This is a genomic window from Thauera sp. 63, from assembly GCF_000310165.2.
Taxonomy (GTDB): Bacteria; Pseudomonadota; Gammaproteobacteria; order Burkholderiales; family Rhodocyclaceae; genus Thauera; species Thauera humireducens.
This window is the reverse complement of the sequence record NZ_AMXC01000025.1, coordinates 14,062-36,552: the sequence shown is the minus strand read 5'-3', so window position 1 is coordinate 36,552 and position 22,491 is coordinate 14,062. Positions and strand designations below refer to the sequence as shown.

The 22,491-nt window shown below is 67.5% G+C and carries 21 protein-coding genes and 1 tRNA gene; 16 read left to right on the top strand and 6 right to left on the bottom strand.

The annotated features are described in order from the left end of the window. From C664_RS16145 to C664_RS16125, 5 genes are all read left to right on the top strand, one after another. Nucleotides 1–667: M16 family metallopeptidase (locus tag C664_RS16145; RefSeq protein WP_004264127.1), on the top strand; the 667-nt coding region annotated here is incomplete at its 5' end. 31 nt (nucleotides 668–698) lie between these two features. After that, nucleotides 699–2,063 (top strand): M16 family metallopeptidase, encoded by a 1,365-nt coding sequence (locus C664_RS16140; protein WP_004264124.1) that lies wholly within the window; start codon nucleotides 699–701, stop codon nucleotides 2,061–2,063. Then, entirely contained in the window at nucleotides 2,060–2,599 is a 540-nt protein-coding gene (rsmD, locus tag C664_RS16135) for a 16S rRNA (guanine(966)-N(2))-methyltransferase RsmD (RefSeq protein ID WP_004264121.1), read from the top strand. Before C664_RS16140 ends, rsmD begins: the two co-directional genes overlap by 4 nt. Then, nucleotides 2,596–3,087 carry a pantetheine-phosphate adenylyltransferase gene (coaD, locus tag C664_RS16130; protein ID WP_004264117.1) on the top strand — a complete coding sequence of 164 codons (492 nt, stop codon included), beginning with the start codon at nucleotides 2,596–2,598 and terminating at the stop codon, nucleotides 3,085–3,087. The genes rsmD and coaD overlap by 4 nt, the downstream gene beginning before the upstream one ends. 16 nt (nucleotides 3,088–3,103) lie before the next feature. Further along, nucleotides 3,104–3,355 carry a YfhL family 4Fe-4S dicluster ferredoxin gene (locus C664_RS16125; protein ID WP_004264114.1) on the top strand — a complete coding sequence of 84 codons (252 nt, stop codon included), beginning with the start codon at nucleotides 3,104–3,106 and terminating at the stop codon, nucleotides 3,353–3,355. Nucleotides 3,356–3,482: 127 nt separating this feature from the next. On the opposite strand, the gene C664_RS16120 is transcribed toward C664_RS16125, so the two are convergent. After that, nucleotides 3,483–5,444, bottom strand: coding sequence for a dynamin family protein (locus C664_RS16120; protein ID WP_004264111.1), 1,962 nt, complete (start codon nucleotides 5,442–5,444; stop codon nucleotides 3,483–3,485). Between the two features lie 138 nt (nucleotides 5,445–5,582). Beyond that, on the bottom strand, nucleotides 5,583–6,404 hold the full coding sequence (mutM, locus tag C664_RS16115) for a bifunctional DNA-formamidopyrimidine glycosylase/DNA-(apurinic or apyrimidinic site) lyase (protein ID WP_004264108.1): 822 nt from the start codon (nucleotides 6,402–6,404) through the stop codon (nucleotides 5,583–5,585). Between the two features lie 204 nt (nucleotides 6,405–6,608). Between mutM and C664_RS16110 the strand changes: the two genes are divergently transcribed. The 7 genes from C664_RS16110 to pth all read left to right on the top strand — a co-directional run bounded on the left by C664_RS16110 (nucleotide 6,609) and on the right by pth (nucleotide 12,327). After that, nucleotides 6,609–8,321, top strand: a complete 1,713-nt coding sequence (locus C664_RS16110) for a tetratricopeptide repeat protein (protein WP_004264104.1) — start codon at nucleotides 6,609–6,611, stop codon at nucleotides 8,319–8,321. 2 nt (nucleotides 8,322–8,323) lie between these two features. After that, entirely contained in the window at nucleotides 8,324–8,905 is a 582-nt protein-coding gene (gene lolB / locus C664_RS16105) for a lipoprotein insertase outer membrane protein LolB (protein WP_232435121.1), read from the top strand. Further along, a complete protein-coding gene (gene ispE, locus C664_RS16100; protein WP_004264092.1) occupies nucleotides 8,887–9,762 on the top strand; it encodes a 4-(cytidine 5'-diphospho)-2-C-methyl-D-erythritol kinase in 876 nt (291 codons plus the stop codon). The genes lolB and ispE overlap by 19 nt, the downstream gene beginning before the upstream one ends. A gap of 49 nt (nucleotides 9,763–9,811) precedes the next feature. Further along, nucleotides 9,812–9,888: transfer RNA gene (locus C664_RS16095), tRNA-Gln, on the top strand. Nucleotides 9,889–9,980: 92 nt separating this feature from the next. Beyond that, the gene (locus C664_RS16090) at nucleotides 9,981–10,931 is read left to right on the top strand and encodes a ribose-phosphate pyrophosphokinase (protein WP_004264090.1); all 951 of its coding nucleotides are present in this window, start codon (nucleotides 9,981–9,983) and stop codon (nucleotides 10,929–10,931) included. A gap of 88 nt (nucleotides 10,932–11,019) precedes the next feature. Then, nucleotides 11,020–11,616: a 50S ribosomal protein L25/general stress protein Ctc gene (locus C664_RS16085; protein ID WP_004264087.1), complete on the top strand. Its 597-nt coding sequence runs from the start codon at nucleotides 11,020–11,022 to the stop codon at nucleotides 11,614–11,616. Between the two features lie 45 nt (nucleotides 11,617–11,661). Then, complete coding sequence (pth, locus tag C664_RS16080) at nucleotides 11,662–12,327, top strand: aminoacyl-tRNA hydrolase (RefSeq protein WP_004264084.1); 666 nt, start codon at nucleotides 11,662–11,664, stop codon at nucleotides 12,325–12,327. Nucleotides 12,328–12,345: 18 nt separating this feature from the next. Here pth and C664_RS16075 read toward each other — a convergent pair whose 3' ends face one another. Further along, nucleotides 12,346–13,215: an ATP adenylyltransferase family protein gene (locus C664_RS16075; protein WP_004264082.1), complete on the bottom strand. Its 870-nt coding sequence runs from the start codon at nucleotides 13,213–13,215 to the stop codon at nucleotides 12,346–12,348. Nucleotides 13,216–13,412: 197 nt separating this feature from the next. Here C664_RS16075 and ychF point away from each other — a divergent pair, with 197 nt between their 5' ends. Then, a complete protein-coding gene (gene ychF / locus C664_RS16070) occupies nucleotides 13,413–14,504 on the top strand; it encodes a redox-regulated ATPase YchF (protein WP_004264080.1) in 1,092 nt (363 codons plus the stop codon). Between the two features lie 185 nt (nucleotides 14,505–14,689). Here ychF and C664_RS16065 read toward each other — a convergent pair whose 3' ends face one another. The 3 genes from C664_RS16065 to C664_RS16055 are packed head-to-tail and all read right to left on the bottom strand — an operon-like array spanning nucleotide 14,690 to nucleotide 17,465. Beyond that, on the bottom strand, nucleotides 14,690–15,580 hold the full coding sequence (locus tag C664_RS16065) for a DMT family transporter (RefSeq protein ID WP_004264075.1): 891 nt from the start codon (nucleotides 15,578–15,580) through the stop codon (nucleotides 14,690–14,692). Nucleotides 15,581–15,588: 8 nt separating this feature from the next. Next, nucleotides 15,589–16,131 carry a response regulator transcription factor gene (locus C664_RS16060; protein ID WP_004264068.1) on the bottom strand — a complete coding sequence of 181 codons (543 nt, stop codon included), beginning with the start codon at nucleotides 16,129–16,131 and terminating at the stop codon, nucleotides 15,589–15,591. After that, nucleotides 16,128–17,465: an ATP-binding protein gene (locus C664_RS16055; protein ID WP_004264065.1), complete on the bottom strand. Its 1,338-nt coding sequence runs from the start codon at nucleotides 17,463–17,465 to the stop codon at nucleotides 16,128–16,130. The genes C664_RS16060 and C664_RS16055 overlap by 4 nt, the downstream gene beginning before the upstream one ends. 222 nt (nucleotides 17,466–17,687) lie before the next feature. Here C664_RS16055 and nosZ point away from each other — a divergent pair, with 222 nt between their 5' ends. The 3 genes from nosZ (at nucleotide 17,688) to C664_RS16040 (ending at nucleotide 22,439) form a co-directional block, all read left to right on the top strand. Continuing rightward, nucleotides 17,688–19,646 carry a TAT-dependent nitrous-oxide reductase gene (gene nosZ, locus C664_RS16050; protein WP_004264063.1) on the top strand — a complete coding sequence of 653 codons (1,959 nt, stop codon included), beginning with the start codon at nucleotides 17,688–17,690 and terminating at the stop codon, nucleotides 19,644–19,646. 158 nt (nucleotides 19,647–19,804) lie between these two features. Then, nucleotides 19,805–21,982, top strand: coding sequence for a NosR/NirI family protein (locus C664_RS16045; RefSeq protein WP_004264062.1), 2,178 nt, complete (start codon nucleotides 19,805–19,807; stop codon nucleotides 21,980–21,982). 28 nt (nucleotides 21,983–22,010) lie between these two features. After that, a complete protein-coding gene (locus C664_RS16040) occupies nucleotides 22,011–22,439 on the top strand; it encodes a hypothetical protein (RefSeq protein ID WP_038012141.1) in 429 nt (142 codons plus the stop codon). The last annotated feature ends 52 nt before the right edge of the window (nucleotides 22,440–22,491 follow it).

Below are 22,491 nucleotides of genomic sequence, written 5' to 3'. Positions count from 1 at the left end.
CCGCGCGCTGCCCGCGCGCCGGATCACCGCCGAACCGCCGCAACAGGGCCCGCGCCAGGCGGTCGTGCGCGCGCCCGCCGAGCTGCCCTACGTGACGCTCGCCTGGCACGTGCCCGCCCTGCGCGACCCGGCCGCCGATCGCGACGCCTACGCCCTGCAGGTGCTGGCCGCGATCCTCGACGGCTACGATGGCGCGCGCCTGACCCGGCGCCTGGTGCGGGACAGCGGCATCGCCGTCTCGGCCGGCGCCGGCTACGACGGCAGCGGCCGCGGCCCCTCGCTGTTCTACCTCGACGGCGTGCCCGCAGCGGGCCACACCACGGACGAACTCGAGGCCGCGCTGCGTGCCGAGCTGCAGCGGATCCGAGACGAGGGCGTCAACGAGGCCGAGCTCGCCCGCGTCAAGACCCAGGCCGTGGCCAGCCGCGTGTACAAGCGCGACTCGCTGATGGGCCAGGCGATGGAAATCGGCTACCTCGAGGCGGCCGGCCTGTCGTGGCGCGACGAGGAGCGCCTGCTCGAGGGCCTGCGCAGCGTGACGGCCGATGAAGTGCGGTCCGTCGCCCAGCGCTACTTCGGCGACGACAGCCTCAGCGTCGCCCGCCTCGATCCGCTGCCGCTCGAAACGGCCCGCCCGCGCTCGCCCTTCGTCGGCGTGCGCCACTGAACCTTCCGCGAACCGAGCCGACCGCCCCGCCATGATCCTGACGCCCCGCTTCCTCGCCCCTGCCCTCGCCGGCCTCGCCCTGGTCGCGCAACTGGCGCTTGCCCCGGCCGCCGTCGCCGGCCCGAAGATCGAGCAATGGACCGCGCCCTCCGGTGCGCGCGTGTCCTTCGTCGAAAGCCGCGCGCTGCCGCTGGTCGACATCCAGGTCGACTTCGCCGCCGGCTCCGCCTTCGAGCCCGCGGACAAGGCCGGCCTCGCGAGCCTGACCCGCAGCCTGCTCGATGCCGGCACCAGCGCGCTCGACGAACAGCAGATCGCCGAGCGCATCGCCGACATCGGCGCACAGATCGGTGGCAGCACCGACAATGACCGCGCCAGCCTGTCGATCCGCAGCCTGTCCTCCGCGCCCGAGCGCGATGCCGCGGTCGACCTCGCCGCTGCCCTGCTGGCGCAGCCCGTCTTTCCGCCCGAGATCCTCGAACGCGAACGCCGCCGCGCCATCGCCGGACTGCGCGAGGCACTGACCAAACCCGCCACGCTGGCCGCCCGCCGCTTCAACGAGGCGCTCTACAGCGGCCATCCCTACGGCACCGCCACCTCGCCGGAATCGCTCGAAGCGATCACCCGCGACGACCTGGTGGACTTCCACCGCCGCCACTTCGGCCCCCAGCGCGCCGCCATCGCCATCGTCGGCGACGTCGACCGCGCCACGGCCGAGCGCATCGCACAGCGGCTGACGGCAGGCCTGCCGCCGGTCGAGGCGGCTGCGCCGCTGCCCGCGCCTGCAGCGCCGCAGGCGGAGACGCTGCGCATTCCCCACCCCTCGGCCCAGGCCCACATCCTCGTCGGCCAGCCGGGCATGGCGCGCGAAGATGCCGATTACTTTCCGCTGCTGGTCGGCAACTACGTGCTGGGCGGCGGCGGCTTCGTGTCGCGCCTGACGCAGGAAGTGCGTGAGAAGCGCGGTTTCGCCTACAGCGTCTACAGCTACTTCGCACCGCAACAGGTCGCCGGCCCCTTCCAGATCGGCTTGCAGACGCGCGGCAGCCAGGCGGAGGAAGCCCTCGGCGTGGTGCGCGACACGCTGGCCGGCTTCATCGCCAAGGGGCCGAGCGAGACCGAGCTGCAGGGCGCCAAGGACAACCTGATCAACGGTTTCGGCCTGCGCCTCGACTCCAACGCCAAGACGCTGGACTACGTGGCGATGATCGGCTTCTACGGCCTGCCGCTCGACTGGCTCGACACCTACCCGCACAAGGTCGCGGCCGTCACGGTCGATCAGGTGCGCGACGCCTTCTCCCGCCGCATCCGCAGCGAGCACCTCGTCACCGTGATCGCAGGCGGCGACGGCGACACGCAGGCAGCACCCGCGACTGCCGCAGAAACGCGCGAATGAGCCGCGTGCGCATCGTCGGCGGGCAGTGGCGCTCGCGCCTGCTCGATGTCACCGACGTGGCGGGGCTGCGCCCCACGCCCGACCGCGTGCGCGAAACCCTGTTCAACTGGCTTGGCCAGGACCTCGACGGCCAGCACTGCCTGGATCTCTTCGCCGGCAGCGGCATCCTCGGTTTCGAGGCCGCCTCGCGCGGCGCGGCATCGGTGGTGCTGGTCGAGCGCGACCCGCGCGCGCTCGACGCACTGCACAAGGCCGCAAAGACCCTACAGGCGTCGCAAGTAGAGATCGTGCGCGGCGATGCGGTAAGATTCGCGCAAACCACGCCGCGAACGTTCGACGGCGTGTTTCTCGACCCACCCTACAACCAGGGCTGGGTCGAGCGTGTGGAACCCTGGCTGGACAGGCTGGTGAAGGCGGACGGATGGCTCTATGTCGAGTCCGAGGTCGCGATCGACAGCCTGGGCAACTGGCTCCCGGCCAAGCAGGGCCGCGCCGGACAGGTCCATTTCCATCTGATGCGCAGGAGCCGGGCATGAAGGAAGCGGTGGCGGTATATCCGGGCACGTTCGACCCATTCACCCGCGGGCACGAGGATCTCGTGCGCCGGGCGTCGGTGCTGTTCGACCGTGTCGTCGTCGCCGTTGCGCGCAGCAACAGCAAGAACCCGATCTTCTCGCTCGACGAGCGGGTCGAGATCGCGCGCCTTGCCGTGACCGCCTTCCCGAACGTGATCGTGGTCGGCTTCGACTGCCTGCTGATGGAGTTCCTGAAGCAGCAGGACGCACGCGTGATCCTGCGCGGCCTGCGTGCCGTGTCGGACTTCGAGTATGAATTCCAGATGGCGGGAATGAACCGCAAGCTCTACCCGGACGTCGAAACCGTGTTTCTGACGCCGGCCGAAGAGTACATGTTCATTTCCGCCACGATGGTGCGGGAAATCGCCCGCCTCGGCGGCGATGTGAGCAAGTTCGTGCAGCCTACCGTGCTGGCACGGCTGCAGGAAAAACTGAACTCAAAGCGATAGCAAGGAAGCAAAGATCATGGCTCTGATGATTACCGACGAGTGCATCAACTGCGACGTCTGCGAACCGGAATGCCCCAATGGCGCCATCTCCCAGGGCGATGAAATCTACGTCATCGACCCGAACAAGTGCACCGAATGCGTCGGCCACTTCGACGAACCACAGTGCCAGCAGGTCTGCCCGGTCGACTGTATCCCGCTGGATCCGGGGCATCAGGAGACCAAGGACCAGCTGATGGACAAGTTCCTGAAGCTGACCGGCAAGGCCTGACGCCCCCTCGGCACCGGACTGCAACACGCACGAGGCCTTCCGCGGACATGCGCCGCGGAAGGCCTCGTGCCGTTAACTTTCGGTCGCTGACGGCAGGCGCTGCCCGCGCCAGCCTTTTCAGTTTTTTTCAGGCGGCCCGCCGGGTTTCGGTGGCCTTACCGTGTTCCACGCCCAGCCTCTGGGCCAGCTCCTGCTGCAAGGCCTCGAGCTCGTCCAGCATGCCCAGCACGCTGGTCTCCCCCTGGCGCAACTCTTCGACGCGATCCTCGAGCGTGTCGGTCGCCTGGTGGATGCGTTTGACGCTTTCGAGGCGACGCTTGAGCTGGATCTGGTATTCCCGCACCTGCGTCTCCAGCGGAGACATCACCGCACGCAGCCATTGCTCGACGTCGCGGTTGGCGAGTTCGAACGTACGTCGCGCCTGTACCGCGACGGTCTCGAAGAACTTCTGCGTGAGGGTGTGCTTCTCGGTCGTGACCAGCGTCAGCGTGGTGTTCAGCTGGCGGTTGAAGGCCGACTCGAGGCGCTCGATCTCCTTCTCGTAGCGCAGTGTCGAGAAGGCCTCGGGTGGCGGCAGCTTGAGGCCGTGCTCCACACTGAAGCGCTTGTACATCGCATCGAGCATCTTGATGATCTCGGCGATCTCCCCGGTCGAGCGCTGCAGGTTGCTGCGCAGGTGCTGGAAGAACCCCTCCATCGCGTCGCGCAGGCCCTTGGTGAAGGTGGACTCCATCATCGCCTCGCGCGTGCGGCGTGTCTCGTCGCGCAGCGCATCCATGCCGATGTTGGCGAGCAGGCTGTTGGTGAGATTGGAGAATACCGAGCGCACCGCGTAGTACTTCTGCAGTCCCTGCTCGAAGTCCTCCTTCTCGGTGCGGATCTTGCGCATCATGTATTCGATGACGCTCTGGTTCTTGCCGCGCAGGTCGGTGAGTTCCTGCAACTGCTCGCGCAGGCTCGCCAGGCGTGCCTCGAGCAGGCCGCGCGTCTGCGCGAACACCTCGCTCGTTTCGGCCAGCGCGTCGTCACGCACGATGTCCTGTTTCGCCGGCAGCAGCTCGCCGGTCAAGGCCTGCTCCAGCGCGGTCATGCGGCTGCGCTCGAGCAACTCGGCATCGCCATTGATGCGCGCGACCAGCCCCTTCTGTGCCGAAACCGGGAACACCGCCGACGCGTCGATATCCAGCGTATCGGCGACCGAGCTGACCTGCTTGTCGATCTCGGCCGCGATCTGCGCGTCGTCGCGCAAACCGTCCCACAAGCCGTCGATCTTGTTCAGCACCACCAGACGGCCACGCTGGCGCGAACCTGCGCCCTGCACGTAGTCGCGCCACACCGCGAGATCGCTCTGCGTCACGCCGGTGTCGGCGGCAAGGATGTAGAGCACCGCGTGCGCGCTGGGCAGCATCGACAGCGTCAGCTCCGGTTCGGCACCGATCGCGTTCAGGCCCGGCGTATCGAGCACAACCAGGCCCTGCTCGAGCAGCGGATGCGGGAACTGGATGACGGCGTGGCGCCACGACGGCATCTCGATCAGCCCGTCGGCGCCGGGTTTCAGTCCCTGCTCGCCCTTGGGGTCGATGATGAACCCCAGGCGTTCGGCCTCTTCCTGGCTCACTCGGGTGGTCTCGCCCACGCGCGCCAGCGCAGCCTGCAAGCCGGCCGCATCCAGCGCCTGCAGGGGCACGACCTGCCATTCTTCCGGGTAGCGCTTGAGCTCGCTCACCGGGGCCTGGCGCTCGCGCGAGCGAATCGGCAGCAGGCGCAGTTCGGGCCTCGCGCCCTTGCTCCACTGCAGTTCGGTCGGGCACATCGTGGTGCGACCCGCGCTCGACGGCAGGATGCGGTCGCCGTAGTCGGCGAAGAAGATGGCATTGATGAGCTCGGACTTGCCGCGCGAGAACTCGGCAACGAAGGCCACGGTGAGCTTGTCATCGCGCAGGCGGTCGAGCAGGTACTGCAGCCGCAGGTCGGACTGGGCATCGCCCACCTCGTTGCGCGACAGCCAGTTGCGCAGGCGCGTCACGGTCTCTGCGGCGGAAGCACGCCAATCGGCGTAGGCGGAAAATTGGTCGATCAGCTGGGTCATCGGCTCACTCGTCGGACTGGATTCGCGCACCACGGCACGGGGGCGATCCTGATAGCGGCAGCATAACGGCGAACCCGCTTTCCTTCCATCCTGGCGTTGCGCGGCAAGACCGGCGGCCCGCTCCGTGCGACGAACGCCTCAGGCTCGCCGCCGCTGGCAGCGGGGACAGAAGTACGTGGCGCGCTGCCCGCTGACGATGCGCTGCACGGGCGTGCCGCAGTGCCTGCACGACTCGCCCTCGCGGGCATAGACGAAATACTGCTGCTGGAAGTAACCCGGCCGCCCGTCACTGCCGACGAAGTCACGCAAGGTGCTGCCGCCTGCGGCAATCGCCGCGGTGAGGGTGTCGCGCACCGCCGCCACGAGCCGCGCGCAGCGCCGCGGCCCGAGCGCGCCCGCGGGCTCGAGGGGGTGGATGCCTGCACGGAACAGGCTCTCCGACGCATAGATGTTGCCCACGCCGACCACCCGGTGGCTGTCCATCAGCACATGCTTGATCGGCGCGCGCAGCCCGCGCGTGACGCGATGCAGCCACGCACCATCGAAGGCCTCGCTCAGAGGCTCGGGGCCGAGCCGGGCCAGCAGGGGGTGGGCATCGGCGTCACCCGCCTGCCACACGATCATGCCGAAGCGGCGCGGATCGCGCAGCCGCAGTGCCAGATCCCCGAACACGAGGTCGACATGGTCGTGCGCCGCAGGCGGCAGCCCGGCCGCCACCACGCGCAGGCTACCCGACATCCCCAGATGCAGGATCACCGAGCCCGTCCCGAAGTCGAACAGCAGGTACTTCGCGCGCCGCGACACTCGCCTCAGATCACGCCCGACCAGTCGTTCGGCGAGGTCGTCGGGCACCGGCAGGCGCAGGCGGGCATTGCGGACGACCAGCGCGGTCAGCGCCCGTCCCTCGACGTGGGGCTGCACGCCGCGGCAAGTGGTCTCGACTTCGGGCAGTTCGGGCATGACATCCTGCAAGACGGAACAGCACGGGCGGCGCGCCGCACCCGTCCGTCTTGCGGGCACGGCGCCGATCTGCATACCATGACGCGAACCGAATTCTAGAGCAGCGCTCAAACTCGCGTCTAAACGAAGGGGCTGCCGTCACCGCCCCGGGGCGAGGCCCTGCAGCGCCCTTCGACGCCTCGCCGCATCCGCCGGATCAAGTTCATGAAAACCCAGCCTGCCCGCATCCTCAGAACCCTTTGCCTCGCGCTCGGCCTCGGCGCGGCGACCGGCCTCTCCGCTGCCGAAAACGACGGAGCGGGTGGCCCGCTTCCGGCCCAGGAGCTGACGCCGCGCACGGTGTACCAGTTCCTGCTCGCCGAGATCGCAGGCGCCCGCGGGCAGATCGGCCTGTCGGCACAGCTGTATCTCGACCTTGCCCGCGCGACCCGCGATCCGCGGATCGCCCGCCGCGCCACCGAGATCGCCATGTATTCGCGCAACCCGCAGATGGCCGGCGAGGCCGCGAGCCTGTGGGTCGAGGTGGCGCCCAATTCGGAGGAAGCCCGCCGCATTCTCGCCGGCGTGGGCGGCCCGACCGGCGGCGCTGCGAACCTCGACAACGTCCAGACTCACCTTGCGCGTGCCCTCGCCCAATCGAACGGGCGGCTGCCGCAGAACCTGCTCGGGCTCAATCGCGCACTCGCCGGCATCCCGGACAAGGATGCGGTGCTGCGTATCGTGCAGCGCCTGACCGAGCCCTATCTGGACGTACCCGAAGCCTACATCGCGCGCGCCCAGGCGGCGATGGTCGCGCAGGACCCGATGCTCGCGCTGGGCGCAGTCGACCTGGCACTGCAGCTTCGTCCCGGCTGGGAGCCGGCCGTGATGCTCAAGGCGCAGATCCTGCAGCATTCCGGTGCCAATGCCGAGGCGGCACGCCAGCTCGAGGCCGAGGTCCAGCGCAACCCCGACAACAACGCATTGCGCCTGGCCTACGCCCGCGCGCTGGTCAGCGCCCAGCGTTTCGAGGACGCACGCAGCGAGTTTCGCCGCCTGCTCGCCTTCAGCCCCAACGACGCCGAGCTGCTGTACGCGGTGGGCCTGCTGTCGGCGCAACTCGACGACAAGGCCGAAGCCGAGTCCCACTACCTGCGCGCCCTCGACAACGGCCATCCGCAACCCGACCTGATCCGCCTGCAGCTCGGCCTGCTTGCCGACGATCGTGGCGACGGCGCCGCCGCACGCAAGTGGTTCGGCGAGATCACCGACGAACGCCATGTTCCCGAAGCCATGATCCGCAGCGCCCAGAGCATGGCCCGCGAAGGCCGCGTCGACGAGGCCCGCGCCCTGCTGAAGGCGCAGGACGGCAACGACGAGCTCAAGCGCCGCTACCTGATCGCCGAGGCGCAGGTCCTGCGCGAGGCCGATCGCACTGCCGACGCACTGGTCGTGCTCGACGATGCGCTGCGCGAACATCCGGACGACACCGACCTGCTGTACGAGACCGCCATGCTCGCCGAACGGCTCGACCGCATCGACCTGATGGAGAGCCGCCTGCGGCGCGTGATCGAACTCAAGCCCGACCACGCCCATGCACACAACGCGCTCGGCTATTCGCTCGCCGATCGCAGCCTGCGCCTTGATGAGGCCGAGGCACTGATCGTGCGCGCCCTCGAGCTGCTGCCGGACGACCCCTTCATCCTTGACAGCATGGGCTGGGTGCGCTTCCGCCGCGGCGACGCCAAGGAGGCCGTGGTCCATCTGGAGCGCGCGTACGCGATCCGTGCCGATGCGGAGATCGCCGCGCATCTGGGCGAAGTGCTGTGGACGCTGCAGCGGCAGGGCGACGCCAACCGCATCTTCGACGAAGCGCTGAAGGCTCATCCGGACAACAAGCTGCTGGGCGACACCGTGCGCCGCCTGCGCGGCCAGTGATCGTGCGGTCCCGCTTCACGCTCGGCGCCGCCATGACGGCGATCGCACTCGGACTCGCGGCCTGCGCCCCGCTGTCCGTCACGGCGCCGGACACGGTCGTCACGCGCAACGCGGCACCGGCCTTCGAATTGCAGGGCCGCCTGTCCGCCAGCGATGGCCAGCAGGCCGCGAGCGGCCGCGTCGAATGGCAGCACGTCCGCGGCACCCACCATTTCACGCTGCTCACCCCACTCGGCCAGGTCGTCGCCCAGCTCGATGCGGACGCGCTGGGCGCCCGTCTGCAGACCGCCGACGGCCAGGTGCTGAGCGCGGACTCCGCCGAAGCCCTGCTGCCGCAGGTACTGGGTGTCGATGTCCCGATAGGCCGGCTCGGTCTTTGGGTGCAGGCCGCACCGGGACCTGAGGCCGAAATCCGTAACCGCGACTCGGCCGGCCGCCCGGCGCTGGTCATCGACCTGGGCTGGCGGATCGAGTACCTCGACTACGCCGGCGAGTCTGCCGACGCCCCGCCCGCACGCCTCGACATCTCCCGCGGCGACGCCCGCATCCGCCTCGTCATCGATTCATGGACCACCCTGCCCTGAGCCGGCCCGACACTTCGGACCCGCAACGCCTGACCGGCTGTCCCGCGCCGGCCAAGCTCAACCTCTTCCTGCACGTCGTCGGACGGCGCGCCGACGGCTATCACCTGCTGCAGACCGCCTTCCGCCTGCTCGACTGGGGCGACACACTCGATTTCGCGCTACGCGAGGACGGCGAGATCCGCCGCACCAACGCAGTCGCCGGCGTCCCGGCCGAGCACGACCTCGTCGTGCGGGCCGCGCGTCTGCTGCAGGCACGCACCGGCTGCACGCGGGGTGCCGACATCGCGCTGCACAAGGTGCTGCCCATGGGCGGTGGCCTCGGCGGCGGCAGCTCGGACGCCGCCACGACCCTGATCGCACTGAACCGCCTGTGGGGCACCGGACTCAGCCGGACCGAGCTGCAAGCCCTGGGCCTGCAGCTCGGCGCCGACGTGCCGGTCTTCATCTTCGGCCGCGACGCCTTTGCCGAAGGCGTGGGCGAAGCCCTCCAGCCGCTCGAACTGCCGCCCGCGTGGTACGTGGTCCTTTCACCGGGGGTTTCAGTCCCGACCGCCGAAATTTTTTGCGCGGAGGACTTGACGAGAAATACGGCTCTGATCAAAATGCCGGACTTCGCAGCAAGCACCACGCGAAACGACCTGCAGACAGTGGCCTGCAAACGTTACCCGGAAGTGAAAAACGCGATCGACTGGCTGGAGCAATTCGCACCGGCCCGGATGACAGGCTCGGGCGCCTGCGTCTTCGCTGAAGTCTTGTCGGCAGATGACGCGGAACGCATCGCAGCCAGCTGCCCTGAACGATGGACAGCCTGGAAAGTGCGATCTGCCTCTCGCCATCCGATGTACGAGTGGCTATAATCGCCGCCGCTTCATCAGTCGATGTGTAACGCTGACGAAACAGGTTTCTTGGGGAGTCGCCAAGTCGGTTAAGGCACCGGATTTTGATTCCGGCATTCGAGGGTTCGAATCCTTCCTCCCCAGCCATATAACGACGGGCAGACCACGGGTCTGCCCGAGTCGTTTTTGCGCGCACAAGATTGTGCGCGTCGATTCTTACGGCACTCGGAGTAGCAGAAATGCCCCACGGCAGCCTGATGGTCTTCACCGGCAACGCCAACCCCAAACTTGGCGCCGACGTGACGCGACGTCTGGGTATCTCCCTCGGTTCGGCCACGGTCGGCCGGTTCTCGGACGGCGAAGTCAATGTCGAACTGCTCGAGAATGTGCGCGGCAAGGACGTGTTCGTTCTGCAGCCTACCTGCTCGCCCACCAACGAGAACCTGATGGAGCTGCTGGTGCTGGTCGACGCGCTCAAGCGCGCCTCCGCCGGCCGCATCACGGCAGCCATTCCCTACTTCGGCTACGCCCGCCAGGACCGTCGCCCGCGCTCGGCGCGCGTGCCGATCACGGCCAAGGTCGTCGCCAACATGCTGCAGGCCGTGGGCGTCCAGCGCCTGCTCACCATGGACCTGCACGCCGACCAGATCCAGGGCTTCTTCGACATCCCGGTCGACAACGTGTACGCCGCGCCGGTGCTGCTCAACGACCTCGACAAGCAGAAGTACGACGACCTGCTGGTCGTGTCGCCCGACGTCGGTGGCGTGGTGCGCGCACGCGCCTTCGCCAAGCGCATGGAGTGCGACCTGGCGATCATCGACAAGCGCCGTCCCAAGGCCAACGTTTCCGAAGTCATGAACATCATCGGTGAGGTCGAAGGCCGCACCTGCGTGATCATGGACGACATCGTCGACACCGCCGGCACGCTGTGCAAGGCCGCCGCCGCACTCAAGCAGCACGGCGCCAAGCGTGTGCTGTCATACTGCACCCACGCCGTGCTGTCGGGCGCCGCGGTGTCGCGCATCAACGACTCCGAACTCGACGAACTCGTCGTCACCGACACCATCCCGCTGCGCGAGGACGCCAAGGCCTGCCCGCGCATCCGCCAGGTTTCGGTCGCTTCGCTGCTGGCCGACACCATCCTGCGCATCAGCAACGAAGAGTCTGTCTCCTCGCTGTTCATGGAATGAGTTTCGTGCCCGCCCCTTCGGACGAAGAGGCGGGCGCTCAACGTTTTCGCCTGGTCGCGGGCGAAGACATCACCACTAGGAGCAACACATGCAGATCCAATTCAAGGCCACCAAGCGTGACGCCCAGGGTACGGGTGCGAGCCGCCGCCTGCGTCGTGCCGGCCAGCTGCCGGGCATCATCTACGGCGCTTCGGGCGACGCCCTGCCGGTCACCTTCGACCACAACGAGCTGTACCACCTGCTCAAGAAGGAAGTGTTCCACTCGTCCGTCCTGACCATCGACGTCGATGGCAAGAAGGAAACCGTCGTCCTGCGCGACACCCAGTGGCACGCCTTCAAGCCGCAAGTCCTGCACATCGACTTCCAGCGCGTGGCCGCCGACCAGAAGATGCACCTGAAGGTGCCGCTGCACTTCGTCGGCGACGACGTGAGCCCCGCCGTCAAGCTGGGCGGCTGCATGATCTCGCACGTCGCCAACGAAATCGACGTCCAGTGCCTGCCGAAGGATCTGCCCGAGTTCGTCGAAGTCGACCTGTCGGCGCTGGAAGCCGGCCAGTCGGTGCACGCCTCCCAGATCAAGCTGCCGGCCGGCGTCGAGCTGGTCCTGCACGGCGAAGGCGACCCGGTGGTTGCCAGCGCACTGAAGGTGAAGGGCGCGGCGGAAGGCGAAGGCGAAGCCGCCTGAGCGACCTCCCGGCCTGCCCCAACGGATGCTGAAGACCGAATCCCGATGAGCGCCGCGCCTTCGCGCCCCCTGCGTCTCGTCGTCGGTCTCGGCAATCCGGGGGCTGAATACGCTGAAACCCGGCACAACGCCGGGTTTTGGTTTTGTGAGCGGCTCGCCGACAAGCTCGGCGTGCGCTTCTCGCACGAATCCCGTTTCCACGGTCTGGTCGCCAATGCGCGTGAAGCCGGTGTGTGGCTGCTGATGCCGCAGACCTTCATGAACCGCTCCGGCCAGGCCATCGGCGCGCTTGCGCGCTTCTACCGCATCGAACCGTCGGAGATCCTCGTCGTGCACGACGAGCTCGACATCCCGCCCGGCCAGCTGCGGCTGAAGTTCGGCGGCGGGCTCGGCGGCCACAACGGGCTGAAGGACACCTCCGCCCACCTCGGCACCCACGACTACTGGCGCCTGCGCATCGGCATCGGCCACCCGGGCGACCGCAGCGAAGTGGTGAACTTCGTTCTCAAGCCGGCACGGCGCGAAGAACAGCAGCAGATCGACGAAGCGATCGACAAGGCACTCGTCGCCTGGCCGCAACTGGCGCGCGGCGAACTCAACGCCACGGCCACCAAGCTCAACGCGCGACCTGCGCCCTCCAAGCCGCCGAAAGCGCCCAGGCCACCGAAGGACGCGACGCCGGGACCGGCGCCCGAAGACGCCGGAACCTGAACGCCGCGGCCTTCCGTATCAGCAGCCCACCGCCGCCAGCGCGCGCAGCGGACCGACCCGGCGAATCGCTTCGATCTGTTCCGGCTGGCGCGTGTACAGCGTGCCACCGAAGCACACCGCACTGATCGAGATCCCTTCGAAGCACTCCTGGCTACGCGGCAGCATCAGCAGCCAGCCCTCGCCCACCAGCAGGTTGCACGGCGGCAGCAGGCCATCCTCGCCCGGCACCAGCCCCAGCTCGTCGCACGCATTGCGATACCCCGCCAGCAGGCTGTCGGCCGCCGCCTCGACCGGCACGTCGCGCCCGCTCAGCACGCGGACGAACACATGCTTCATCGGCAGCGCCGGGTGCGTCGCCACCCCCTGCTCGGGCAGCCCCAGCGGCAGGCCGCCTGCAAACAGCCGCAGGCTGGCGTTACCCTCGGCTTCGGGCATCCACTGCACATGCTTGTGACGCTGGCTGGCGCCAGCCGCCGCGCCGCCGTTGTACAGCCCGATGCCGCCCGCTTCGAGCATGATCGTCGCCAGCGCGGCGAAGTCGCTGTATTCGAGCGGCTGCAACTGCTCCTCGAAGGTCCGCCGCGCCAGCACCAGATGGCGCTCGCACAGCGGAAACTTGTTCAGGATGGCGACATGCGCGTCGCCCACCGGGCCGACCGTCAGCGCCGGATCCGGATTGAGAAAGGGGTTGAAGTTCGGGTCGCGCGGCCCGCCCGGAATCGCCACCTTGGCCGCGTCCTTGACCGCCAGCGACGACACCCAGCGCACGATGAAGCGCATGCCGCCATCCTCCATCTCGGTCTGTTCGGCCTGCACCGGTTGCAGCGCCCCGGACGCGAGCGCGGCCGCGCTGCGCTCATCGATTGCATCCAACCATGTACCACCCATATCGCCTCCTTCCTTGGTCTACTTTTGGGCCAATGCAAGCCGGGCATTGTAGGCCGGCAGGGCATGATTTGCGCACGCCATGGGCGCGGAGGCTTTGAACGCCCCCCCGACGACACGGTACAATTGCGAGTTTTCCACACCGGATCAAGGCCGTAGCGCGGCGTCCACGCGCCCGCCCCGGAACGACAAGGATTCACATGAGCCTGAAATGCGGAATCGTCGGCCTGCCCAACGTCGGCAAGTCGACCCTGTTCAACGCCCTGACCAAGGCCGGCATCCAGGCCGAGAACTACCCCTTCTGCACCATCGAGCCCAACGTCGGCATCGTCGAAGTGCCGGACCCCCGCCTCGATGCGCTGTCCGCGATCGTCAAGCCGCAGAAGATCCAGCCCGCCATCGTCGAGTTCGTCGATATCGCCGGGCTCGTCGCGGGCGCCTCGAAGGGTGAAGGCCTGGGCAACCAGTTCCTCGCCAACATCCGCGAGACCGACGCCATCGTGCACGTCGTGCGCTGCTTCGCCGACGACAACGTGATCCACGTCTCGGGCAGCGTCGATCCGATCCGCGACATCGAGGTCATCGACACCGAACTCGCGCTCGCCGACATGGCCACCGTCGAGAAGGCGCTCAATCGCTACAAGCGCCCTGCCGCCTCGGGCGACAAGGAAGCCAAGATCCTGGTCGCGGTGCTCGAGAAGTGCTTCGCCCAGCTCGACCAGGGCAAGCCGGTGCGCGCGCTGGACCTGTCGAAGGAAGAATGGGCTTCGCTCCGCCCCTTCTGCCTGATCACCGCCAAGCCGGTGCTGTATGCCGCCAACGTCGCCGAGGACGGCTTCGACAACAACCCGCATCTGGATGCGGTACGCGCCCATGCCGCGGCCGAAGGCGCCGAAGTCGTCGCCCTGTGCGCCGCGATCGAAGCCGAGATCGCCGACCTCGACGATGCCGACAAGAAGGATTTCCTCGCGTCCATGGGTCTCGACGAGCCCGGCCTCGACCGCCTGATTCGCGCCGGCTACACGCTGCTCGGCCTGCAGACCTACTTCACCGCCGGCGTGAAGGAAGTACGCGCCTGGACCATCCACGTCGGCGACACCGCTCCGCAGGCCGCGGGCGTGATCCACACCGACTTCGAACGCGGCTTCATCCGCGCCCAGACCATCGCCTACGAGGATTTCATCCAGTACAAGGGCGAGGCGGGCGCCAAGGAAGCGGGCAAGATGCGCGCCGAAGGCAAGGAATACGTGGTGAAGGACGGCGACGTGCTGAACTTCCTGTTCAACGTCTGAACGCGGCCTGACCGAGCGCTGCACGACACGCCCCGCGGATCCGGAAGGACCGCGGGGCGTTCTGTTATCCGCACCGCTGCACGAAAACTGAACGGAAGCGGGTCAGCGTTCGACACCCCGAGCTCGATCGCACCAGAGTTGTCGAGCGAATCCAGCCGCATGCCGCCGGGCGGCGGGCGGGACGCCTACCTCAGCACGGTCCGCAGCAGCGCGCGGACCCAGGGCCAGCGGCTCAGCACCAAGGCGGAAAAAATCAGCGCGCAGCCGACGAACTGCAGGTTGCTCATGCGCTCGCCGTACCACCAGGCGGCCAGCATCGCGGTCCACATCGGCTCCAGCATCAGGATGACTGCGGCATGGCTGGGCGTGGTCAGGCTCTGGCCGTAGAGCTGGGTGAAGAAGCGCAAGGTGGTGGCGATCAGCGCGCTGGCGAGCACCCACCCCAGCACCGGCGTCGCCAGCGCCTCGGGCCAGGTTTCCAGCAGGGCCGACAGCGGCAGCATCAGGATACCGACCATCATCACCTGCACCGTGCTCAGCGCCAGCGGCGACACATTGCGCACCACGCGGCCGTTGAGGTTGATCAGCACGGCAAACACCAGCGCCGCCGCGAGGAAGAACCACTGGCTGGGTTCGAAGCGAAAGCCGTGCTCCAGCGACAGGCACGCGAAACCCGTCAGCGCGAGCGGCATCGCCGCCCAGGCGATCCGCGGCGGATGCTCCCGGAAGAACACGCGCGCGACAACCGGCACCAACACCACCCCCAGGGCGGAGATGAACGCCCCCTCGCCCAGGTGCGTAGCGTGCTGCAGGCCGCTGATCCACAGCGCCATCGCCAGCGCAAACAGCGCGCCCACGACGAATGATCCCCGCCAGCCGGCACGGTCGAGCACGCGCAGTTGCGGCCAGCTGAAGGCGGCCAGTACCACCCCTGCGAGCAAAAAGCGGATGCCCACGAACAGCAAGGGCGGCAGACCGACGAGCGATTCCTTGGAGAAAATCCAGCCCGCGGCAGCGACCAGCGTGGCAAATACAAGCAGCAGATCCGCCTTGAGCGGATGACGAACATCGGACATTCGGGGACTCAGGCGCCGGCCGGCGGACGGGCGAGCTTGCGCTGCAGGGTGCGGCGATGCATCTGCAGCGCACGCGCCGTGGCGGAGATGTTGCCCTCGTGTTCGGCCAGCACGCGCTGGATGTGCTCCCATTCCAGGCGGTCTACCGACAGCGGCGCATCGGGCGCACGGTCGTCGATGACCACGTCCTCGGCGCGCAGGGCCTTGATGATGGCATCCACTTCGGCCGGCTTGGCCAGGTACTGGATGGCGCCGAGCTTCACCGCATCGACCGCGGTGGCGATGCTTGCGTAGCCGGTCAGCACCAGGATGCGCGCCCCCGGGCTGGCCTCGAGCAGCGGACGGATCAGTTTCAATCCGGACTCGCCCCCGATGTTCAGGTCGAGCACGATGAACTCGGGCGCATGATCCTGCGCCAGTTCCAGCGCGCCCTCGCTGTCGGTCGCGCCATAGGTGTCGAAGCCGCGTTGCGCGAGCGCCCGGACCAGCACACGGTTGAAGGCGGGATCGTCATCGACGACGAGCAGGGTCGGAGCATGTTCGACGGTCATTCGGCACTCGAGCGGAGCGGCAGGACAAGGCGTGCAATGGTGCCACCGCCCGGACGCGAATGGAACGACAGTTGCCCGCCATGATGTTCGACGGCCGCATGCGCCAGCATCAATCCCACGCCCATGCCCGACGAATGGCTGCCCAGCGGCGCATGCCGCGCCGCCGCCACGCGCTCGGCAGACAGCCCGGGACCGCGGTCCGCCACCTCGACATGCAGCGTCGCGTCCGCCAGCCACGCGCGCACCTCCACCGCCTGCGCGGCGTGTCCGGCGGCGGCATTGGCATTGGCGGCGTTGTCGATGAGGTTCTGCAGCCCTTCGCCCAGGCTGGCGTCTGCGACGATACCGTGCAGTGCCAGCTCGGGTGAAACATCGAGTCGCAGCGCTGCCGCCGGCCGCAGGCGCTGCCAGCGCGCAACGCACTCGCGCAGCCAGGCCGCCGCCGCCGCCTGCCCGCCGCCCTCGGCACGCTGCTGCCCGGTTTCCTGCGTCAGGCTGTTGAGGAGGTCGCGGCAATGATCGATCTGCTCGCGCATCAGCGCCACGTCGTCCTCGACCTCGGCCGGCAGGTCCGTGCGGCGCGCCATCTCGTCCGCCACGATGCGCAGGGTGCCGAGCGGGGTGCCCAGTCGATGGGCGGCGCCCGCCGCCAGATTGCCCAGGCCGACCACGTAGGCGTCACGTGCGCGCGCCGCCTGCGCCTGCGCCAGCGCCGCCTCTCCCCTGGCGATGGCCGCGTTCAGGCGGACGATGAACCACACGACGGTGACGGCAGCCAGCGCAAAGCTCACCCACATGCCGGCCAGGTGCCAGAACATGGCGGACGCAGCGTCAGCCAGATGGACCGGATGGTGGAACTCCCACAGCACGGCATAGACCCCGACAGCCACCACGGCCAGCGCCCAGGCCTGGCGCGATGGCAGGATGGACGCGCCGACGGCGACGACGGGCAACAGCAGCGAAATGGCGGGGTTGGTCACACCTCCGCCGAAATACAGGAAGGCCCCCCAGGCGACGAGGTCAAGCACGAGCTGCACGAAAGCGCCCCCCCGACCATCGAGCCAGCGCGCCAGGCCCGCCTGCAGTGCCAGATTCACCGCGGCCAGCACCAGCGCGACGCCAAGGAGGGGCTGCGCGGGATGCCCCGGTGCCAGCAGCGGAAACGCAATCACCGCCATCGCCACCATGGCGCCAACCGAGAACCAGCGCAGCTGGAGCAGGCGGGAACGATCCAGGCGCACCGCTGCGATCGCCGCAGACGCCGCACGCGGCTCGCCGGCCGCGTCGGCCGACGGGGCGTCCAAGCCAACCGGCTCGGCCGAAGGATGGGTCATGCTGTTGAAATCCTCAGAAGAATTGCCCGGATCACATGCCGGGCAAATGCATGCGTCTTTAACCCAGATCAAGGTTTGCCCACGTGGCCAGACCTAGAGTGCACCTGCGACAAAACGCCACAGGACATTTTGTCACAGGCATCCGCCCACCCTGCGCCATGGCGCACGAACCCCGGATGACTGGACGAACACCGATCACGTCAGTAACGGGAGCGAAAGATCATGAACGAAGACGCCAAGATGAACCAGGTCGACGCGATGCCCGACCCGAGCCGCCGCAAGTTCCTCAATTCCGCCGCGCTTGCCGGCCTCGCCGGCGCCGGCCTGTCGGTCGGCCTGTCGGCCTGCAACAAGGAATCGGCGCCCGCGCCGTCCGCGGCACCTGCAGCCGCGCCCGCTGCCGCGCCGAAGGCTGCAGCCAGCGACCTGCACCTGCACATGAAGCCGGGCGAACTCGACACCTATTATGGCGTCTGGTCCGGCGGCCACTCCGGCGAATGCCGCATCCTCGGCCTGCCCTCGGGCCGCGAGATCAAGCGCATCCCGACCTTCAACATCGACCCGATGAGTGGCTGGGGCATCACCAACGAGTCGAAGAAGGTGATCGGCACCCGTCCCGACGGCCAGCTCAAGTACAAGACCGGCGACACTCACCACATCCACGGCTCGTACACCGACGGCACCTACGACGGCAAGTACTTCTGGGTCAACGACAAGATCCATGGCCGCGTCGCGCGCATCCGCGGCGACCGCTTCGAATGCGATGCGATCACCGAGATCCCGAACATCCAGGGTTTCCACGGCATCTTCTCGGACAAGCGCGACCCGGTCGATCCGGCGATCAACTACACCACCCGCGTGTTCTGCGGTAACGAGTTCCACATTCCGCAGCCGAACGACGGCCGCGACCTCGACGATCCGACCAAGTACTACTGCCTGTTCACCTGCGTCGATGCCGAGACCATGGAAGTGCGCTGGCAGTGCAAGGTCGACGGCAACATGGACCTCGTCGCCAGCTCCTACGACGGACGCTTCGCCTGCTCCAACCAGTACAACACCGAGGGCGGCGCGCGCTACGAAGACATGATGTCGGCCGAGATGGACGCCTGCGTGTTCTTCGACATCGCCCGCATCGAGCAGGCGATCAAGGACGGCAAGTCCTTCACCGTCGGCGACTCCAAGGTGCCCGTGGTCGACGGCACCAAGGCCGCCAACCCCGATCCGAAGACCGCGCTCACCGCGTACGTCCCCGTTCCGAAGAACCCGCACGGCGTCAATGCCAGCCCGGACGGCAAGTACATGATCTGCTCGGGCAAGCTGTCGCCCACCTGCACCGTCATCGAAGTCACCAAGGTCGCCGACTTCCTCGACGGCAAGCTCGACGATATCCGCAAGGCGGTGGTTTCCGAAGTCGAAGTCGGCCTCGGCCCCCTGCACACCACCTACGACGGCCGCGGCAACGCCTTCACCACGCTGTTCCTGGACAGCCAGATCGTCAAGTGGAACATCGACGCCGCGATCAAGTTCTACAACGGCGACAAGGCCGTGCAGTACGTGGTCGACCGTATCGACGTGCATTACCAGCCCGGCCACATCAGCTCCGACATGGGTGAAACCAAGGAAGCGGGCGGCCAGTTCCTGGCGGTGGGTTGCAAGTTCTCCAAGGACCGCTTCCTGCCGGTTGGCCCAATGCACCCGGAGAACGAGCAGTTGATCGACATCCGCGGCGAGAAGATGGTGCTGCTCGCCGACCACCCGGTCCACCCCGAGCCGCACGACTTCGTCATCGTCCGCCGCGACATCATCAAGACCTTCCAGGTGGCCGAACTCGACTGGCACCCGCTGGCGCTCAGGGACGCGAAGGAATCCGGCGTGTTCCGCGAGGGCAACAAGGTGACGGTGAAGATCGCCTCGCAGGCGCCAGCCTACAGTCTGCGCGAGTTCACCATCAAGCAGGGCGACGAGGTGACGATCATCCTCACCAACCTCGACAAGGTGGAAGACCTCACCCACGGCTGGGCGATGCCGAAGTACGACATCAACTTCACGGTCAACCCGCAGGAGACCAAGTCGGTGACCTTCACCGCCGACAAGCCGGGCGTGTTCTGGTGCTACTGCACCCACTTCTGCCATGCGCTGCACCTCGAGATGCGCACGCGCATGATCGTCGAGCCCGCCTGATCCGGCGCGCCCGAGCAACACAGGACAAGGGGCGAAAGCCCCTTGTTTCTTTTGGCACCAACGAAGTCCGCCCCCGCGTTCATCAGGAATTGATCATCGGCAATTACACCTGCCGCGCCACCTCCTAGACTCCCGGGCATCTTCCAGCGGAGTGCATCATGAAGTCCTTGTCCACCCTGCGCAGCCTCATCGCCGGGACCTTCCTCGCTGTCGCAGGCCTGCTGTCCCCCCTCCCCGCCGCGGCGCAGAGCGCCTATGAGGCCCCGCTGCCGGCCGACATCAACACCAACCCCGACCTGTGCGCCAGCCTGCCCTGCCAGGAGGTGCTGCCGGGCGCCGACAGCTTCTCGGAGCGGATGGGCAAGCCGAGCTACGTCGAAGCCTATCGCACCGACAACGGCGACAAGCAGCTGGTCGGCTACGTGTTCCTGTCCACCGACATCGTCGACATCCCGGCCTACTCCGGCAAGCCGGTGATCACCCTGATCGGCATGGACACCCAGGGCATCATCACGGGCACCAAGATCCTGCGCCACAGCGAGCCGATCCTGCTGCTTGGCATCCCCGAGAGCGTGCTGACGAAGTTCGTCAACCAGTACCTCGGCAAGTATGTCGGTGACAAGATCGAGATCGGCAAGGGGCGCGACGAGGAAGGCTACATCGGCCTCGACGCGATCACCGGCGCCACCGTCACGGTCATCGCGCAAAACCAGGTCGTGATGCGCTCGGGCGTGGCGATCGCGCGCCAGGTGGGCATCCTGAAGATCGAGCCGAAGCCGGCGATCCGCTTTTCGGCGCTGGACGAGAAGCTCGGCTGGGACCAGCTGGTCAAGGAAGGCAGCGTGCAGCGGCTCACGGTGAAGCCGGAGCAACTCGGTATGCCGCGCGACGACCAGCCCTATGTCGACATGTACTTCGGCTACCTGAACACGCCCTCGGTCGGCAAGAGCGTGCTCGGCGACGGCGGCTACCGCAACCTGATGTCGCGCCTCGGACCCGACGACCACGCGATCTTCATCGTCTCCAACGGCAGCGACACCTTCAAGGGCTCGGGCTTCGTGCGCGGCGGCATTTTCGACCGCGTGCAGGTGGCGCAGGACATGGACGCCTATACCTTCCGCGACCTCGACTACCTCAACCTGTGGGGCCTGGAGGCAGCGGGCGCACCGTCCTACAAGGAATCGGCGATCTTCATCATCCGCGGACAGGGCTTCTCCGCCGCCTATCCATGGAAGCTGGTCTTCCTCGCCAACAAGCTCGACCGCGAGACCGGTCACCGCGACTTCGTCAGCTTCGACCGCGAGTACTGGGTGCTCGACAAATACCAGGAAGCGGGCCGCCCCACGGTGGTCAAGCCGGATGCGCCCTGGGTGCGGGTGTGGAAGATGCGCGCCGTGGAGATCGGCCTGTTCACCGCGCTGCTGGTGGCGGTAGCGGTGGTCTACGCGAGCCGGGACGCGCTCACGCGACGCTCGACGCGCAAGAACAAGTGGCCTGTGAATGCCTTCAAGTACGCCTTCTGGGTGATCAGCATCGGTTTCGTCGGCTTCGGCCTGCTCGCCCAGCCCTCGATCACCCAGGTGCTCACCTGGTTCCATTCGCTGCTGTTCAAGTGGCAGTGGGAGCTCTTCCTCACCGACCCCTTCATCTTCCTGTTCTGGATCTTCATCATCCTCACCACCTTCGTGTGGGGTCGCGGCCTGTTCTGCGGCTGGATGTGCCCCTTCGGCTCGCTGTCGGAGCTGATCTACAAGGTGGCCGGCGCCATCGGCCTGAAGCGCTTCCAGTTCGCGCTGCCGATGAAGTGGCACAACCGCCTGAAGTGGATCAAGTACGGCGTGTTCTTCGCCCTGCTCGCGGTGTCGGTGTTCTCGATGGGTCTGGCCGAGAAGCTCGCCGAGGTAGAGCCATTCAAGACCACCTTCCTGGTCGGCATGTTCAACCGCGCCTGGCCCTACACCCTGTTCGTGGCGGTGCTGCTCGGCCTGTCGATCTTCATCGAACGGCCGTTCTGCAAGTACCTGTGCCCGCTCGGCGCCTCGCTCGCGATGCCCTCGACCTTCCGCTGGTTCGGCCTCAAGCGCAAACAGGAGTGCAACAGTTGCAAGGCCTGCGCCGTGGGTTGTGGCTCGCTGGCGATCGACGAGCACGGCCGCATTGACCATCGCGAGTGCATGCACTGCCTGGACTGCATGATCCTGTACACCGACGAGCACGCCTGCCCGCCGCTGGCACAGGAACGCAAGCGCCGCACCAAGGCCGGTCTGGCGCTGACGCCGATCGGCAGCGACGGCTACTACATCCCGATCAAGCCGGTGCCGGCCACCAAGGCCTGAGCGCCGTGCCACCGAAGAGGAGTACATGATGATCGACCCCCGCAGCATGACCGAACCGGTTACCCCGCCCTATGCCGGCAGCGGCGCCCTGGCACGCATCGGCGCCGAGATCTGGGACCACCTGTGGCCCTGGAGTCGGAGCGGCTTCCAGCGCCAGCGCGCACTCCAGGCGGCCGGCGCCGCGCTCGCGCTCGCGGCCACCCTTGTCTGGGTGCTGGCGGCGATGGGCAACAATCTGGCACCTGGGGTGATCATCGGCTGGTGGTTCGGCTGGAGCGTGTTCGAGGTGGTGGTCCGCCTCGGCGCCAAACCCTACGTGAAGGAGGGCCCGTGGTGGGGTCAGCGCTACCGCAAGGCGAGCCTGATGGACATGACCTGCTACGTCGGCTTCAAGAACCTGCTGATCGGCGCCACGCTGTTCCTGACGCTCAAGAGCATGGGCCTCCTGGTGATCTGAACCCACCCCGGGCCGCACGATCCCCGTCACTGCACCGCCTGCGGGCGGCGCA

Coding starts and splice junctions, on each gene's coding strand:
- C664_RS16140 (WP_004264124.1), top strand. CDS start 699: ATGATCCTGACGCCCCGCTTCCTCGCCCCTGCCCTCGCCGGCCTCGCC.
- rsmD (WP_004264121.1), top strand. CDS start 2,060: ATGAGCCGCGTGCGCATCGTCGGCGGGCAGTGGCGCTCGCGCCTGCTC.
- coaD (WP_004264117.1), top strand. CDS start 2,596: ATGAAGGAAGCGGTGGCGGTATATCCGGGCACGTTCGACCCATTCACC.
- C664_RS16125 (WP_004264114.1), top strand. CDS start 3,104: ATGGCTCTGATGATTACCGACGAGTGCATCAACTGCGACGTCTGCGAA.
- C664_RS16120 (WP_004264111.1), bottom strand. CDS start 5,444: ATGACCCAGCTGATCGACCAATTTTCCGCCTACGCCGATTGGCGTGCT.
- mutM (WP_004264108.1), bottom strand. CDS start 6,404: ATGCCCGAACTGCCCGAAGTCGAGACCACTTGCCGCGGCGTGCAGCCC.
- C664_RS16110 (WP_004264104.1), top strand. CDS start 6,609: ATGAAAACCCAGCCTGCCCGCATCCTCAGAACCCTTTGCCTCGCGCTC.
- ispE (WP_004264092.1), top strand. CDS start 8,887: ATGGACCACCCTGCCCTGAGCCGGCCCGACACTTCGGACCCGCAACGC.
- C664_RS16090 (WP_004264090.1), top strand. CDS start 9,981: ATGCCCCACGGCAGCCTGATGGTCTTCACCGGCAACGCCAACCCCAAA.
- C664_RS16085 (WP_004264087.1), top strand. CDS start 11,020: ATGCAGATCCAATTCAAGGCCACCAAGCGTGACGCCCAGGGTACGGGT.
- pth (WP_004264084.1), top strand. CDS start 11,662: ATGAGCGCCGCGCCTTCGCGCCCCCTGCGTCTCGTCGTCGGTCTCGGC.
- C664_RS16075 (WP_004264082.1), bottom strand. CDS start 13,215: ATGGGTGGTACATGGTTGGATGCAATCGATGAGCGCAGCGCGGCCGCG.
- ychF (WP_004264080.1), top strand. CDS start 13,413: ATGAGCCTGAAATGCGGAATCGTCGGCCTGCCCAACGTCGGCAAGTCG.
- C664_RS16065 (WP_004264075.1), bottom strand. CDS start 15,580: ATGTCCGATGTTCGTCATCCGCTCAAGGCGGATCTGCTGCTTGTATTT.
- C664_RS16060 (WP_004264068.1), bottom strand. CDS start 16,131: ATGACCGTCGAACATGCTCCGACCCTGCTCGTCGTCGATGACGATCCC.
- C664_RS16055 (WP_004264065.1), bottom strand. CDS start 17,465: ATGACCCATCCTTCGGCCGAGCCGGTTGGCTTGGACGCCCCGTCGGCC.
- nosZ (WP_004264063.1), top strand. CDS start 17,688: ATGAACGAAGACGCCAAGATGAACCAGGTCGACGCGATGCCCGACCCG.
- C664_RS16045 (WP_004264062.1), top strand. CDS start 19,805: ATGAAGTCCTTGTCCACCCTGCGCAGCCTCATCGCCGGGACCTTCCTC.
- C664_RS16040 (WP_038012141.1), top strand. CDS start 22,011: ATGATCGACCCCCGCAGCATGACCGAACCGGTTACCCCGCCCTATGCC.